Origin of the sequence: Dyella choica (assembly GCF_003977665.1) — a bacterium.
GTDB lineage: Bacteria > Pseudomonadota > Gammaproteobacteria > Xanthomonadales > Rhodanobacteraceae > Dyella_B > Dyella_B choica.
This window is the reverse complement of record NZ_RYYV01000013.1, coordinates 1-13,903: the sequence shown is the minus strand read 5'-3', so window position 1 is coordinate 13,903 and position 13,903 is coordinate 1. Positions and strand designations below refer to the sequence as shown.

Below are 13,903 nucleotides of genomic sequence, written 5' to 3'. Positions count from 1 at the left end.
CGGCGGATCATCCCCAACCTGGGCGATGCATCCCGCCCTATCCCCAATATCATGGCAACGCGGTTCTGATCGAAAGCTCCGGGTTGCAACAGGAGCAATCATGTCTTTCGAATCGCTGGGCCTGGCCCCCGCGTTGCTGCGCGCGCTTTCCGAACAAGGCTACACCGCCCCCACCCCGATCCAGGCCGGCGCCATCCCGGTGGTGCTGGAAGGTCACGACTTGCTGGCCGCCGCGCAGACCGGCACCGGCAAGACCGCCGCTTTCTCGCTGCCCTTGCTGCAGCGCTTGTCCACCACCGAAGCGACCGGCAAGCAGCGTCCACGCGCACTCGTGCTGACGCCCACGCGCGAACTGGCGGCGCAGATCAACGACAACCTGCGTGCTTATGCAAAACATTTGCGCGTCAGCAGCACGGTGGTCTTCGGCGGCGTCGGCATGGGGCCGCAGATACAGGCATTGCGCCGCGGCACCGACATCGTCATCGCCACGCCGGGCCGGCTGGTCGATCACATGCAGCAGCGCACGATCGATCTGTCAGGGGTGGAAGTGCTGGTGCTGGATGAAGCCGACCGCATGCTGGACATGGGCTTTCTGCCCTCGCTCAAGCGCATCATCGGCGCCTTGCCGAAGCGGCGCCAGACCCTGTTGTTCTCCGCCACCTTCGCGCCGGAAATCAAATCGCTGGCGATGCAGTTCATGCAGTCGCCGCAGGAAGTGTCCGTAACCCCGGCCAACAGCGTGGCCAACACGGTGAGCCACCAGGTGCATCCGGTCGACGGTACGCGCAAGCGCGATCTGCTGCTGCACGTACTCAGCCAGGATAGCCGTCGCCAGACGCTGGTATTCAGCCGCACCAAGCACGGTGCCGACAAGCTAGTGCGCTACCTGGAGCAATCCGGCCTGCGTGCTGCGGCCATTCACGGCAACAAGAGCCAGAATGCGCGCACGCGCGCGCTGGCCGATTTCAAGAGCGGCCGCATCACCGTGCTGGTGGCGACGGATATCGCCGCCCGCGGCATCGACATCGACCAGCTGCCGATCGTGATCAACTTCGACCTGCCGATGGTGGCGGAAGACTACGTGCACCGTATCGGCCGCACCGGCCGTGCCGGCGCCAGCGGCATCGCCCTGTCGCTGGTATGCCATGAGGAATCCGGCCTGCTGCGCGATATCCGCAAACTGTTGAAGCAGGATGTTGCGATCAACGAAGTATCCGGTTTCGAGCCGTCCTCGCCGTTGCGGCTGGATGCCAATGCGCCGCGCCCGAAACAGGGGCAACGCCAGCCGCGTCCGCAGCGGCAGGGCGGCAACTCTCATCGGCCGCATGGGCATGTGCAGCAGAACAATGCTGCCGGCGAGCATGCGATGGGCAATCGCCAGCGCCGGCCGTCGCGTGGGCGCAGGCCGGCAGCGAAGGCGTAATGCATTGGGTTGCCGCTCCCAAAGGGGAGCGGCAACCGGATTTCGCCGGCATCACCCGCCTGGACTCATCAACGCCGTGAGCACGTGGTCCTCCCACACCCCGGCGATCTTCAGATACCGCTTCGCATACCCCTCACGCTCAAACCCGAGCGAGGCCAATAACTTTGCGCTGCGCTCATTGCGCGGCAGGTAGTTGGCCATGACGCGATGCAGGCGCAGCTCGCCGAACGCCCAGGCGATGCCAACCGGCAACACCTCGCCCATCAAGCCCTGCCCTTGCATGTGCTCGGCCACGCCATAGCCGAGGTGACATGCCTGGAACGCCCCCCGCACGATATTGGCGAAGGTGAAGGTCGCGAGAATCGCTTGGCTCTGCCGGTCGAACACAATCAAGGGATATCCCCGGTCCTGCATGGCATGCTGACGGTTTTCCCCAATCGTGCGAATGCAGTGTTCTACCGTGTAGTACTCCGTTTCACGCAACGGTTCCCAGGGCGCAAGATGCGCGCGATTCTCCACGCGATACCGCAGCAGTTTGCCCGCATCCGTGATTTCGGCAACACGAATGCGTGTGCGTGGCGTTTCCAACAACGGCAAGATGGTCACGGCGCTCAACGTTCCTGATCGGTCGGACGCATCAGCACTTCGTTGATGCATACGTAGTCCGGGCGTGTGACGCAAAACAGGATGGCGTCGGCGATATCCTCGGCTTGCAGCTGGCGCATTTCGCCGGCGCGCGCATTGACCGCGCGCCGGCTGGCTTCATGCCCTATGTGCTCGCGCAATTCGGTATCCACCATGCCTGGCTCGATCACGCTTACGCGGATATTGTCCTTGTACACCTCGCGTCGCAATGATTCGGAGAAGCCCACCACACCGAACTTGGTGGCGGCATAGGCCGCTGCATTGGGGTTGGCCACGCGTCCGGCTACCGAAGAAATATTGACGATGTGCCCTTCACGTCGCGCACGCATTCCGGCCAGAGCCGCCTGCGTCGAAGCGATCAGGCTGAGGACATTCAATTCCAGCATCCAGCGCCAGCGGCCCAGGTCGGCTTCGGCCACCGGCTCCAGGTACATCACGCCGGCATTGTTGACGAGGATGTCCAGACGTCCGTAATGCTCTTGCGTTTGAGCCACGATGCGCTGCGCCTGTGCCTCCGAGGCCAGGTCGGCCACCAGCAGCAGCGGCTCCGCCCCCAGCTCGCTGAGCTTGGCGGCAAGCTGCTCCAGCCGCTCCCTGCGCCGGGCGGCAATGGCTACCTTCGCCCCCTGCTCCGCCAGGGCCAGCGCGGTCGCCTCGCCGATCCCCGAAGACGCCCCTGTGACGAGCGCAATGCGATCTTTCAGCCTGTTCTTCATGACAGCTCCGGGGGTTTAAGAATACGTAGGCTGGGATGGCAATCCCAGCATCGGGATGCCGCGTGGAAAGCTGGGATTATCATCCCAGCCTACGCGCCCACCTGATTCATCCAGAGTATGTCCGCCATGGGCTGTTACAATAGTGGCCATTCTCCCGCATGCCGTGCGCATGCCACCTCGAGGTTTCCCCCATGTCGTCCCCGTCTTCCGACTCCGCTCCGGCCACCGCTGGCTTCTCTGCGCTTGCCCTCACGCCGGAAGTGCTGCGCGCGCTGGCCGACGTAGGCTACGAATCGCCCTCGCCGATCCAGGCCGCGACGATCCCGTCGCTGCTGGAGGGCCGCGACGTGCTGGGCCAGGCTCAGACCGGCACCGGCAAGACGGCGGCCTTCGCGTTGCCGATCCTTTCGCGCATCGAAATGCGCCCAGGCAAACCGCAGGCCCTGGTACTCGCGCCGACGCGCGAACTGGCGATCCAGGTGGCCGAAGCCTTTCAGCGCTACGCCGCGCACATGCCGGGCTTCCAGGTGCTGCCGATCTACGGCGGCCAAAGCTACGGCCCGCAATTGCACGCGTTACGCCGCGGCGTGCATATCGTGGTCGGCACACCCGGCCGCGTGATCGATCATCTGGAACGCGGCACGCTGGATCTTTCCGAATTGCGCTTCATCGTGCTGGATGAAGCAGATGAAATGCTGCGCATGGGTTTCATCGACGACGTCGAGAAAGTGCTCGAGGCCACCCCGCCGGAACGCCAGGTGGCACTGTTCTCCGCCACCATGCCGCCGCCGATCCGCAAGATCGCCCAGCAGCACCTGAAGGACCCGGTGGAAGTCACCATCAAGGCCGCCACGACGACGGCGGCGAACATCCGCCAGCGCTACTGGTGGGTGAGCGGCATGCACAAGCTGGATGCGATGACGCGCATCCTGGAAGCCGAACCGTTTGACGCGATGATCATCTTCTCGCGCACCAAGCAGGCCACCGAGGAACTTGCCGAAAAACTGCAGGCGCGCGGCCTCGCTGCTGCGGCCATCAACGGCGACATCGCGCAGCCGCAGCGCGAGCGCGTCATCCAGCAGCTCAAGGACGGCAAGCTCGACATCCTGGTCGCCACCGACGTCGCCGCGCGCGGCTTGGACGTGGAACGCATCAGCCACGTGCTGAACTACGACATCCCCTACGACACCGAAAGCTATGTACACCGCATCGGCCGCACCGGCCGCGCGGGACGCAGCGGCGAGGCGATCCTGTTCGTGACGCCGCGCGAAAAAGGCATGCTGCGTGCGATCGAACGCGCCACGCGCCAGCCGATCGAGGAAATGAAGCTGCCCACGGTGGAAGCGGTGAACGATCGCCGCATCGCACGTTTCAAGCAGAGCATCACCGACACGCTGGCGATCGGCGGCCTGGAACAGTTCCAGCAGCTGATCGAGCAGTACGAGCAGGAACACGACATCCCCGCGATGGAAATCGCCGCCGCGCTGGCCCGCATTGCGCAAGGCGATCGCCCGTTGCTGCTGGAGGCGCCGCCCAAGCGCGAGCGCGCGCCGGAACGCGAAGCACGGCCCGCCCGCCCGCACGAAGGCGACGCGCGCCGCCCTCAGCGTGAAACGCGCCACCGTGAAGACAGCCCGCGCGACTTCGCGCCGCGTCAGCAGCGCGCACACGCCACCGAAACCGGCAAGCGCACCTACCGCATCGAAGTGGGGCACGAGCATGGCGTGAAGCCCGGCAACATCATCGGCGCCATCGCCAACGAAGCCGGACTGGAAAGCCAATACATCGGCCGCCTGAGCATCCGCGGCGACTACAGCCTGATCGACCTGCCCGACGGCATGCCGGCCGAAGTTTTCCAGCACCTGCAAAAGGTGTGGGTGAATCAGCAGCAGTTGCGCATCGCCGAATGGGACGGAAAAGAGGAAGAAGGCGGCGCGCGCGCGCCGCGCAAGCCTGGGTTCAAGCCGACCCATGGGCGCGGCCATGCCGGCAAGCCCAAGCATGGGCGCGGCGGCGACAAGCCGGTGCGCCGCAAGTAACGCAATTCTGTCCGACGTCACGTAGGCTGGGATGACAATCCCAGCTTTCTCGTCACTCCCGATGCTGGGATTTCATCCCAGCCTACGCGGCCGCATCGTTCCGCCAACGCAACAGTCCGTTCCCATAGTTGCTCCTGCAAAACCCGTTCGTCCGGCCATACTTGTATGGCCATGAACGCACTGCCCAGCCTTTACATTTCCCACGGCTCGCCGATGACCGCCCTCAAGCCGGGCCAAGTCGGCAGACGCCTTGCGGAGATCGCCGCCGAGCTGCCTCGCCCCCGCGCCATCGTGATCGCCACCGCGCATTGGCTGACGCAACAGCCCAGCGTAGGCGGCGCAGCGCAGCCGGAAACCATTCACGACTTCTACGGCTTCCCGCGTGCACTGTTCGAGATCCGCTACCCTGCGCCAGGGGCGCCGGATGTCGCCGCGCAGGTCACGGCGTTGCTCGATCAGGCAGGGCTGACACCCTTGCTTGATCCCAGGCAAGGGCTGGACCACGGTGCCTGGGTACCGCTACGCCTGCTCTATCCGCAGGCCGATATCCCGGTTGTGCCGTTATCCATCCAACCGCATCTCGGGCCAGCGCACCATTACGCCGTCGGTCGTGCCCTGGCACCGCTGCGCGAACAAGGAGTGCTGGTGATCGGCTCCGGCAGCATCACCCACAACCTGCATGACTTCCGCGCCGGCTACAGCGAAACGAACGAAGCGCCCTATGTGCGCCCGTTCACCGGCTGGATCGAGCAGAAGATCCAGGCCGGTGACGTCGAGGCCCTGCTCGACTATCGGCGCCAGGCACCCGGCGCCGAACGCGCCCATCCCAGCGACGAGCATCTGCTGCCGTTGTACGTAGCGCTCGGTGCCGCCGGCGAGCATTTCGGCGGCAGGCGGATCGATGCGGGCATCGACCTGGGTTTCCTGGCCATGGACAGTTATCGCTTCGATAGCGCACCGGCCGCGCTCACTGCACGATGATCGTCCCCACCATCATCGGATGGATCGAACAGTAGTAGGCGTACGTGCCCGGCTTGGAAAAGGTCACGGCATAGGTGTCGTCGGCATCCAGCGCCTTCGATGAGGCAAACAACGCGCCTGCACTGGTGATTACGTGCGCCTCGTCGTCGCGGTTGGTCCACACCACGCGAGTACCGGCCGGCACGACCAGGGTCTTCGGAGCGAAGGCGAAGTTCTGGATCGCTACCTGATAAGGCTTGGTCCCGGCCGATGCCGTGTCCGCCGCCGCACACGCAACGGCCATGCCGCCTAGCGCGATCACGCAGGCCAACAAAATCACGCGCTTCATGTCAGCACCTCATCGGTTACAGCCAGCGCACCGCCGGCTCGCACATGCCGCACATCGCGAATGCCCAGGTAGCGATGCAGGGCTTCGGGCTTCACGCTTTGCAGCGGCCCAGGCCCCGGCCCATCGCCTGGCGCAGGTTGCGGATAGGCAGTGGAACGCGCCGTGTAGAACGTGATGTTGCCCTCCACCTTCTGTTGGATCTGGTGGATATGTCCGTTGAGCACGGTGACCGAACCAAAGCGCCGCAGATAGCTCAACGCCTCGCCACTGTCGTCGGTGCCCCAGCCCCATGGCGGATACAGCGGCCATAGCGGCATATGGGCAAACACCACCACCGGCGTTTCGGCCGAAAGGCCCGCCAGATCATTCTTCAACCAGGCCAACTGGTCCGCGCTGAGCGACCCCAAGCCTCCTGCCTTTAGGTTGAGCACGTTGATCAGGCCCACGAAATGCGCACCGTTGTGGTCAAAGCTGTACCAGCCGCCGGCGTGCTGTTTCTCGCCAAAGCGGCGAAAGAATTCAGCACCGTTGTCGCCGATCACATCGTGCTCGCCAGGCACGTAGAAGCGGCGGCCGACCCTGGCCTCCTGCATCAGTCCTGAGAGCGTGTCGAATTCCTCGGGTTTGGACAGGTGGGTAAGATCACCCGTATGCAAGAGAAAGGCAGGCCGCGTTTTTTGCGCGTTGATCATCGCCAGTGAACGGCGCAAGGTGCCGGCCACATCCGGATTGGGGGCTTTGTGAAAGCCGATATGCGAATCGCTGATTTGCACGAAACTGAAGCTGGCGTCCGTGGTGGTCGCCGATTCGTTCAGCGGCTGCGCATGCAGCACCCCGCCCTTCATCAGCCAAAGAGTACCGGCCCCGGCCCAGGCCATGCATTTGAGAAATTGCCGCCGGCCATCGCTGCGGCTGTCGTCGTTGTCCATAGCCAGCTCCGTTCGTCATGGGCCGCCCAGCGCGGCCTTCATCCTCATCTACCGTTTGGCCGGCAGGGCTATTCCGTGTTTTGCGGCGACGGAATAAAGTCGTCCTCATCGCGGTAAGAGGTTTTATGCCCTCCAACGTCCGCCACCTCACATCCGCCCATGGCGACGCCAGCTTCGAGGCCTGCGTGGTGCCCTATCTGGACGCCGCCTACAACCTGGCCCGCTGGCTGGCGCATGACGATGCGGATGCGCAGGATGTGGTGCAGGAATCGATGCTGCGAGCGTTCCGCTACTTTCATAGCTTCCATGGCGGCGATGCCCGCGTGTGGCTGCTCGCCATCGTGCGCAACACCTTTTATTCGCTGCGGGCAAAAACGGCCAGCGATGCTGCGCATGAAACGATTGATGAAGAGACTCACGTTCTTGTCGACGAACAACCCTCCCCTGAAGCGCGCGCCTTGATATCCGTCGACATCGAGGCATTGCAGACGGCACTGGAAAATCTTCCGCATCCTTTGCGCGAAGCGATCGTGCTGCGCGAGCTGGAAGAATGTTCCTACAAGGAGATCGCGGCAATCACCGGACAAAAAATCGGCACGGTGATGTCGCGCCTGGCCCGCGCGCGCGAACGCCTGAAAACCGAACTATCCCATTGCTCCACGGAGGCATGCCGTCATGATGTGCGATGACGCCAGGCTGCTTCTGCACGCCTGTCTCGACAACGAACTGGATGCCGCGCAAAGCGTGGCGATCACCCGGCACCTGCAAAATTGCCCGGAATGCGCCGCGAACTATGCCGACTACACGCGGCTTCGTGAAGGCATCGCAGGTGCATCCCTGTATCGCCGCGCACCCGATGCCTTACGAAAGCGCTGGTCCCGCGATGAAGCGGCGGCACCGGCTGCTGCGCCTCGAGCCGGGATACGCCGCGCACCGCTTGCCATGGCCGCAGGCTTTGCAGCCGCCCTGATCATCACCACGCCGCTATGGCTCTACGTTACGCATCGGGCCGGCGCTGCAGACGCATGGGCGGCGGAGGCCGTCTCCAGCCATATCCGCTCGATGCAGCCGCTGCACCTGATGGATGTGGTGTCGACCGACCAACACACGGTCAAGCCATGGTTCGCCGGCAAGCTCGATTTTTCGCCGCGCGTGAAAGACCTGACGAGCGAGGGCTTTCCGCTGGTGGGGGGCCGGCTGGACGCACTCGGTGGGCGCAGCGTTGCGGCGCTCATCTACAAGCGGCGCCTGCATGTCATCAACCTTTACCAGTGGCCGATCGTAGCCACCGATACCGGGCAGGAAGCAACGCAGTGGAACGGCTATACGGCGATCCAGTGGACCGCCGGCAACATGCGCTACGTAGCGGTCTCCGACGTCGGCGAAAACGAGCTTCGGCAATTCGTGCTGGCGTTCCGGAACGATGCCGCTACACCTTCGGTGCGTTAGTGCGTAGGCTGGGATGACAATCCCAGCATCGCGCGGCTGCGCGCATGGCAATGCTGGGTTTCGCAACCCAGCCTACGATTGTCATCCCAGCCTACACCTTTGGGGCGTTAGCTTCCCTGAAGCGGATCCAGTCTTCCGGCGTCAGCGGCGACAAACCGTGCGTGATGCGGCCTTTATCGCATTGCGGGCTGGGCTCGCCGAATTCCCACGACGGCGGCACATCCCGGCAAACCGACGGACGCCGCGGGTGGATGCCGCAACGTGCGGCCACCCCGATGGTGCCTTCCAGCGCAACGCAGCGCGGCTGGTAAGCCTGCGTGCCGCGCATCACCAGCCGATGCGGATCAAGCTGTTCGGTAAGCTCAGGCGGCACCTCGCCGCCCAAGGAGGAATCGGCTTCCATCCAATGGAAGGCGACTCGGAAACAGGCGCAACATGCGCCACAACGGAGGCATGGGTGAATCATGGTGGCGGTCACAACGCTCCGGCGAACGTGTTGCAGGCCTGGATATCCCCGCTTTCCAGGCCGGTCTTGAACCACTTCACGCGCTGTGCCGAAGTGCCGTGCGTGAATGAATCAGGCACTACGGTGCCGCGCGCCTCGCGTTGCAAAGTGTCGTCACCGATCTGGCTGGCGGCGTTGAGGGCAGATTCCACGTCGCCCGGATGTAGCCATTGCAACCGTTGCTGCGTGCGATTGGCCCATACGCCTGCAAAGCAGTCCGCCTGCAGCTCCTGGCGTACGGACAGGCCGTCCGCGCCCTCCATGGGCATACCCTGCCGTTGCAACTGGCTGCTCTTGGCAAAGATCCCGAGCTGATTCTGTACGTGATGCCCCACCTCGTGCGCAATCACGTAGGCGCGGGCGAAATCGCCGCTGCTGTGGAAGCGCGTTTGCAACTCGCGGAAGAAATTCAGATCCAGGTAAACCTTTTCATCGCCCGGACAATAGAAGGGGCCGACTGCGGTGGAGGCTGCGCCGCAAGCGGTGTTCACGCCGCCACTGAACAGATGCAGTTTGGGATCGACGTAGCTGCGCCCCATGCCGGCAAAAATGTCGGTCCAGGTCCTTTCCGTGGAGCCCAGCACACGGCTGACGAATTCCTTCTGCTGTGGATCGACCTGCACCGGTTGACTGGTCGGTGCGTAAGCGCCAGGCTGCCCACCGCCCTGCTGCAGCAGGGCCAGCGGATTCTTGAAGAAGACCCAACCCAGCAGGGCCAGGATCAGCAGGCCGCCGAGGCTCATCCGCCCGCCGCCGAAGCCGCGGCCGCCACCACCCTGGTCGACCTCGACGTTCTGACTTTCTTCGCCTTTGCGCCAATCCATAAACCCGCTCCCCAACTAAAGCCACCCCCCAAGCTTGGCATCAAACCGCTACAGTGGCACCCTCTTTTCCACCTGCACGAGCCATGATGCAAAACCTGCCCGCCCTGGTCACTCTGCTAACGATACTTTTGCAATTCGGCACGATGTATGCGGCCGGCTGGGCACGGGGCAAATACCGCGTTGAAGCGCCGGCAACGACGGGGCACCCCGCCTTCGAGCGTGCCTATCGCGTGCAGATGAACACCCTGGAAAGCACCGTCATGTTCCTGCCCACGCTGTGGCTGGCCGTGCATTACGGCTACGTGCTGTGGGCGGGCATTGCCGGGCTGGTGTGGATCGCGGGGCGCGTGTGGTACGCCCTGGCCTATCTGGGCAACGCGAGCAAACGCGGTCCCGGCTACATGGTGAGCATGCTCGGCTGGGCCGCCTTGCTGGTGATGGGCGTGATCGGTCTAGGCCGCGCGCTGCTGACGGCTTGACGCGAGACGGGATGACGGCCTCGATGTTCAAGCCGGACCAACTGGCGGCATCACCGCCCCTGCCCAAAGCTCCAGGCGTGCTGCACGCCCTCGGCCTGGTGCTGCTGTACTTCCTGTTGCAAGTATGTGCTGCCGTGTTGATGGGTTTCGCCGCCGGCGTGCGGGAGAAAATGCAGCACCCACAACTGTCGTTTGCCGACGTTCACAAGCACGTAATGACAGTGCTGCAACAGCCCGACAGCAACGCCATGTTGATGGTGATCGCGCTGCCATTGATCGCACTGCTCCTGTTCTGGCTGGTTCGTCGCAGCTGGCCAGCGTTGTGGCTGCAGGCGGAACCACCCGGCTTCGGCTTCAGTGCACCGGGAAGCCCGCGCTGGTACTTCGCGGCCCTGCTGGTCGGTGTAGTGATGCCGCTGTTGGGCGCGTTGATCACGCAGTTGCTGGCACAAGGGCACGAAGTCACGCAGAACGTTCAGGAGCTCAGCCGGCATGCGTCGGGCAAGCTGCGACTACCGCTGGCGATCGTGGCCGTGAGCGTGGGGCCGATGGTCGAAGAGCTGATGTTTCGCGGCGTGTTGCTTTCGGCCTTGTTGCGCCGGATGGCTACCGGACCGTCGATCGCGCTATGCGCAGCGCTGTTCGGCGTCGTGCATCTGGCCGGGCTGGATTTTCAGTGGTATGCGCTACCGAACCTGATGCTGCTGGCGGCGGTCTTGTGCTGGCTGCGATTGAAATCGGGATCGTTATGGCCGGCGATTCTGGCGCACGGTCTGTACAACATGTTTGCGCTGGTGGCGTTGTTCGCGCAAGCGTAACCAGAAGGATGCTCTGATTATTCCACGCACCCGGCATTACGTCCTGCATGTGCGTCTGGCGGAGCGTAGGCTGGGATGACAATCCCAGCTTCCACGCCGCATCCCGGTGCTGGGATTGCCATCCCAGCCTACGCCCTGGTCGCGTTGTTCGCGTTGTTCGCGCAAGCGTAACCGCGTCAAACCGGCAATCCGAACTCGCGCAACAACTTCGCCGTCTCGAACACCGGCAAGCCCATCACGCCGGAATAGCTCCCTTCCAGGTACTCGACCAGCGTAGCCCCCTTGCCCTGGATGGCGTACGCACCGGCTTTGCCGAACGGTTCGCCGGTCGCCACGTAGGCGGCGATCTCCGCTTCGCTCAATTCTGCGAAACGCACCCGCGAAATGCAGACATCGCCGTGCTCCCGCTTGGCTGAAACCAGCCATACTGCGGAGATCACTTCATGCGTGCGGCCGGAAAGGGCTTGCAGCATCTGCACGCCATCGTCGGCGTCTTTGGGCTTGCCGAAGATGCGGCCATCCAGCACGACTTCGGTATCCGAGGCGAGCACCACTGCTTGGGCCTGCACTGCGTGCTCCTGCGACTCCCACCCCGCCTTCGCCTTGTCGCGGGCCACGCGACGCACGTAATCCACCGGAGTTTCATCCGGCATCGGCACTTCCACCACGTCCACGTCGAGGATGGAGAAACTCACGCCAAGTTGGCCGAGCAATTCACGCCGGCGCGGGGATCGGGAGGCAAGATAGAGCATGCGTGAGCCGAGTCCTTGCAAGGGGGTCCAAAGCGCACCTTACTGCAACAGCCAAGGCAACGAAGTGTTCCAGAAGATGACGCTCGCGCCAAGGTGGTTTTGCCCGAAATCCTCGCATTGTTCCCGGGTGAAACGCTTGCCCGTCTTTGCTTCCCGATACTCCAGGGTGGGCTCCTGCACAGCCATGGCAATCAGCACGAGCCGACAGGCTGCGAGCTGGCTGCCCGGATGCGCCGCGGAGGAATCTGAAAAATGCTAAAGCGCCAGGCCGTAATCGCAAAATTCATGCTCGCGCTGCCACCCGAGCGATTCATAGAGCGCCTGCGCAGGTGCGTTGTCCATTGCTGTCTGCAGCCACAAGCTCGCCGCACCGAGCGCCCGCGCATGCTCGGCCGCAGCGCTAAGCAAGGCGCTCGCCACGCCAAGCCTGCGCGCAGCCGGCGCCACGAACAGATCGTTCAACAGATAGACACGCATCGTGCGCACCGATGAAAACAACGGATACAGCTGCACGAAGCCGAGGCCTGCGCCCTGCTCGTCGCTCGCCAGCACGATCACCGATTCAAGATGGGCAAAACGCTCCGCGAGAAAGGCGCGCGCGCGCGCCGGATCGGACGCTTGCCGATAAAACTGCCGATAACCGTCGAACAAGGGCACCAGCGTGTCCAGATCAAGGACGCTCGCCTGCCGAACCTGAAAGCGCATGACTACTCCTATGACAATGCTTGTGACGCGAGCACGCGCCAACGCATTCACGCGCGATGGTACGGATGCCCGGCCAGCAAGGTGGTAGCGCGGTAAAGCTGCTCCACCAGCACCAGCCGCACCAGCATATGCGGGAGGGTGAGCGGTCCCAATGACCACTTTTGATCGGCGCGGGCCAACACTTCCGGCGCATGCCCATCGGGGCCGCCGATCAGAAAGGCCAGGTCACGCCCCGCCATGCGCCACTTCGCCAGCTGCTCGGCCAGTTCCTCGCTGGACCAGGTCTTGCCGCGGCCATCCAGCGCAACCAGCTGGATATCGCGCGGCAGCGCGGCGAGGATGGCGGCGCCTTCATCTTGCACCGCGCGCGCATCGTCACGGCCTTTGCCGCGTGCACCGGGTTTGAGTTCGATCAATTCGAGGGGCAAATCGTGGGACAGCCGTTTGCGGTATTCGGCAAACCCCTCTGCAACCCATGCGGCATGCGTTCGCCGATGGCGATCAGGCGGGCGCGCATGCCGGATTTTCTTAACCCGTAGCTAGGGCAGCTTCGCCCTCAGCATCGCGGTCACCCACAGTCCAAAGGCGCTCCAGGCCGTAGAACTCACGGATGCGCGGCAGCATTACGTGCACGATGACGTCGCCCAGATCCACCAGCACCCACTCCGCTTCCTGTTCGCCTTCGACACCCAGCGGCATCACGCCCGCCTTTTTGGCGAACTTGACCACTTCGTCGGCGATGGATTTGACGTGGCGTGCCGAGGTGCCGGAAGCAATCACGAGCAGGTCGGCGATGGAGGTCTTGCCGCGTACATCGATTTCCCGGATGTCCTTGGCCTTGAGGTCCTCAAGGGCGGCAATGACGGTCTTGCGCAGGGCAGCCGTGTGAACGGCCTTGGTATGAAGAATAGTGGTCAAGAGTTGGGGCCTCTTAAGCGTATCGGCAGCGCGGGATCGCGCGAGTGCAGTATATCCGCCTTGGCGCCAGGGCTCGTCAAGCGGTCCAGGAACCTTTCAGGTCCGGTGCCCAGGGAAGGGGGATGGCCATGCCGTGATCCGCCCCTGCCCGGCACCTGATGAGCGTCGAGTCTCAGCTATGTGGCATACGGCTCCCTCCACTGCTTGCAGGGGAGGGTCGGGGTGGGGTTGTACGAGCTTGCCGCCGTGCTTGAGCTCTCCGCGAGGTTGCTTCACCCCACCCCAGCCCTCCCCTACTACACGTACTTGATTAGCGTCGAGTCTCAGTAGGTGAGCAGAGGTAGGGCGAGCATGGCGGCATCCCTCAAGCGGAGGTGCCGCCATGCCGATGA

General features: G+C 63.7%; 16 protein-coding genes and 1 pseudogene. 7 read left to right on the top strand and 10 right to left on the bottom strand.

Annotated elements, in window-relative coordinates:
- Positions 1-100: 100 nt before the first annotated feature.
- Positions 101-1,423, top strand: coding sequence for a DEAD/DEAH box helicase (locus EKH80_RS16105; protein ID WP_126685807.1), 1,323 nt, complete (start codon positions 101-103; stop codon positions 1,421-1,423).
- A gap of 51 nt (positions 1,424-1,474) precedes the next feature.
- Here the strand turns inward: EKH80_RS16105 and EKH80_RS16100 are convergent, their stop codons facing one another.
- Together EKH80_RS16100 and EKH80_RS16095 are read right to left on the bottom strand one after the other, a co-directional pair.
- On the bottom strand, positions 1,475-2,029 hold the full coding sequence (locus EKH80_RS16100) for a GNAT family N-acetyltransferase (protein ID WP_126685806.1): 555 nt from the start codon (positions 2,027-2,029) through the stop codon (positions 1,475-1,477).
- A gap of 5 nt (positions 2,030-2,034) precedes the next feature.
- Positions 2,035-2,784, bottom strand: coding sequence for an SDR family NAD(P)-dependent oxidoreductase (locus EKH80_RS16095; RefSeq protein ID WP_126685805.1), 750 nt, complete (start codon positions 2,782-2,784; stop codon positions 2,035-2,037).
- 191 nt (positions 2,785-2,975) lie between these two features.
- On the opposite strand from EKH80_RS16095, the gene EKH80_RS16090 reads away from it, so the two are divergent.
- Positions 2,976-4,823: a DEAD/DEAH box helicase gene (locus EKH80_RS16090; protein WP_126685804.1), complete on the top strand. Its 1,848-nt coding sequence runs from the start codon at positions 2,976-2,978 to the stop codon at positions 4,821-4,823.
- Positions 4,824-4,994: 171 nt separating this feature from the next.
- Positions 4,995-5,804, top strand: coding sequence for a DODA-type extradiol aromatic ring-opening family dioxygenase (locus EKH80_RS16085; RefSeq protein WP_126685803.1), 810 nt, complete (start codon positions 4,995-4,997; stop codon positions 5,802-5,804).
- Here EKH80_RS16085 and EKH80_RS16080 read toward each other — a convergent pair.
- Complete coding sequence (locus EKH80_RS16080) at positions 5,791-6,132, bottom strand: cupredoxin domain-containing protein (RefSeq protein WP_126685802.1); 342 nt, start codon at positions 6,130-6,132, stop codon at positions 5,791-5,793. The two genes, EKH80_RS16085 and EKH80_RS16080, sit on opposite strands and share 14 nt — an antisense overlap.
- Positions 6,129-7,061, bottom strand: coding sequence for a metallophosphoesterase family protein (locus tag EKH80_RS16075; RefSeq protein ID WP_126685801.1), 933 nt, complete (start codon positions 7,059-7,061; stop codon positions 6,129-6,131). Before EKH80_RS16075 ends, EKH80_RS16080 begins: the two co-directional genes overlap by 4 nt.
- Before the next feature lie 17 nt (positions 7,062-7,078).
- On the opposite strand from EKH80_RS16075, the gene EKH80_RS16070 reads away from it, so the two are divergent.
- Both EKH80_RS16070 and EKH80_RS16065 read left to right on the top strand, forming a co-directional pair.
- The gene (locus EKH80_RS16070) at positions 7,079-7,750 is read left to right on the top strand and encodes a sigma-70 family RNA polymerase sigma factor (RefSeq protein ID WP_230473748.1); all 672 of its coding nucleotides are present in this window, start codon (positions 7,079-7,081) and stop codon (positions 7,748-7,750) included.
- Positions 7,737-8,510, top strand: a complete 774-nt coding sequence (locus tag EKH80_RS16065; RefSeq protein ID WP_126685799.1) for an anti-sigma factor family protein — start codon at positions 7,737-7,739, stop codon at positions 8,508-8,510. Before EKH80_RS16070 ends, EKH80_RS16065 begins: the two co-directional genes overlap by 14 nt.
- 91 nt (positions 8,511-8,601) lie before the next feature.
- Here EKH80_RS16065 and EKH80_RS16060 read toward each other — a convergent pair whose 3' ends face one another.
- Together EKH80_RS16060 and ypfJ are read right to left on the bottom strand one after the other, a co-directional pair.
- Positions 8,602-8,976 (bottom strand): YkgJ family cysteine cluster protein, encoded by a 375-nt coding sequence (locus tag EKH80_RS16060; protein WP_126685798.1) that lies wholly within the window; start codon positions 8,974-8,976, stop codon positions 8,602-8,604.
- Positions 8,977-8,984: 8 nt separating this feature from the next.
- Positions 8,985-9,839 carry a KPN_02809 family neutral zinc metallopeptidase gene (gene ypfJ / locus EKH80_RS16055; RefSeq protein WP_126685797.1) on the bottom strand — a complete coding sequence of 285 codons (855 nt, stop codon included), beginning with the start codon at positions 9,837-9,839 and terminating at the stop codon, positions 8,985-8,987.
- A gap of 86 nt (positions 9,840-9,925) precedes the next feature.
- On the opposite strand from ypfJ, the gene EKH80_RS16050 reads away from it, so the two are divergent.
- Together EKH80_RS16050 and EKH80_RS16045 are read left to right on the top strand one after the other, a co-directional pair.
- On the top strand, positions 9,926-10,318 hold the full coding sequence (locus tag EKH80_RS16050) for an MAPEG family protein (protein WP_126685796.1): 393 nt from the start codon (positions 9,926-9,928) through the stop codon (positions 10,316-10,318).
- 11 nt (positions 10,319-10,329) lie between these two features.
- Positions 10,330-11,136 carry a CPBP family intramembrane glutamic endopeptidase gene (locus tag EKH80_RS16045; protein ID WP_126685795.1) on the top strand — a complete coding sequence of 269 codons (807 nt, stop codon included), beginning with the start codon at positions 10,330-10,332 and terminating at the stop codon, positions 11,134-11,136.
- A gap of 176 nt (positions 11,137-11,312) precedes the next feature.
- On the opposite strand, the gene EKH80_RS16040 is transcribed toward EKH80_RS16045, so the two are convergent.
- The 4 genes and pseudogenes from EKH80_RS16040 to rsfS form a co-directional block, all read right to left on the bottom strand.
- Positions 11,313-11,888 (bottom strand): Maf family protein, encoded by a 576-nt coding sequence (locus EKH80_RS16040; protein WP_126685794.1) that lies wholly within the window; start codon positions 11,886-11,888, stop codon positions 11,313-11,315.
- Positions 11,889-12,143: 255 nt separating this feature from the next.
- A complete protein-coding gene (locus tag EKH80_RS16035) occupies positions 12,144-12,593 on the bottom strand; it encodes a GNAT family N-acetyltransferase (protein WP_126685793.1) in 450 nt (149 codons plus the stop codon).
- 47 nt (positions 12,594-12,640) lie between these two features.
- Positions 12,641-13,110 (bottom strand): annotated as a pseudogene (gene rlmH, locus EKH80_RS16030) (23S rRNA (pseudouridine(1915)-N(3))-methyltransferase RlmH).
- 11 nt (positions 13,111-13,121) lie between these two features.
- Positions 13,122-13,511, bottom strand: a complete 390-nt coding sequence (gene rsfS, locus EKH80_RS16025) for a ribosome silencing factor (protein ID WP_126685792.1) — start codon at positions 13,509-13,511, stop codon at positions 13,122-13,124.
- Positions 13,512-13,903 lie beyond the last annotated feature (392 nt).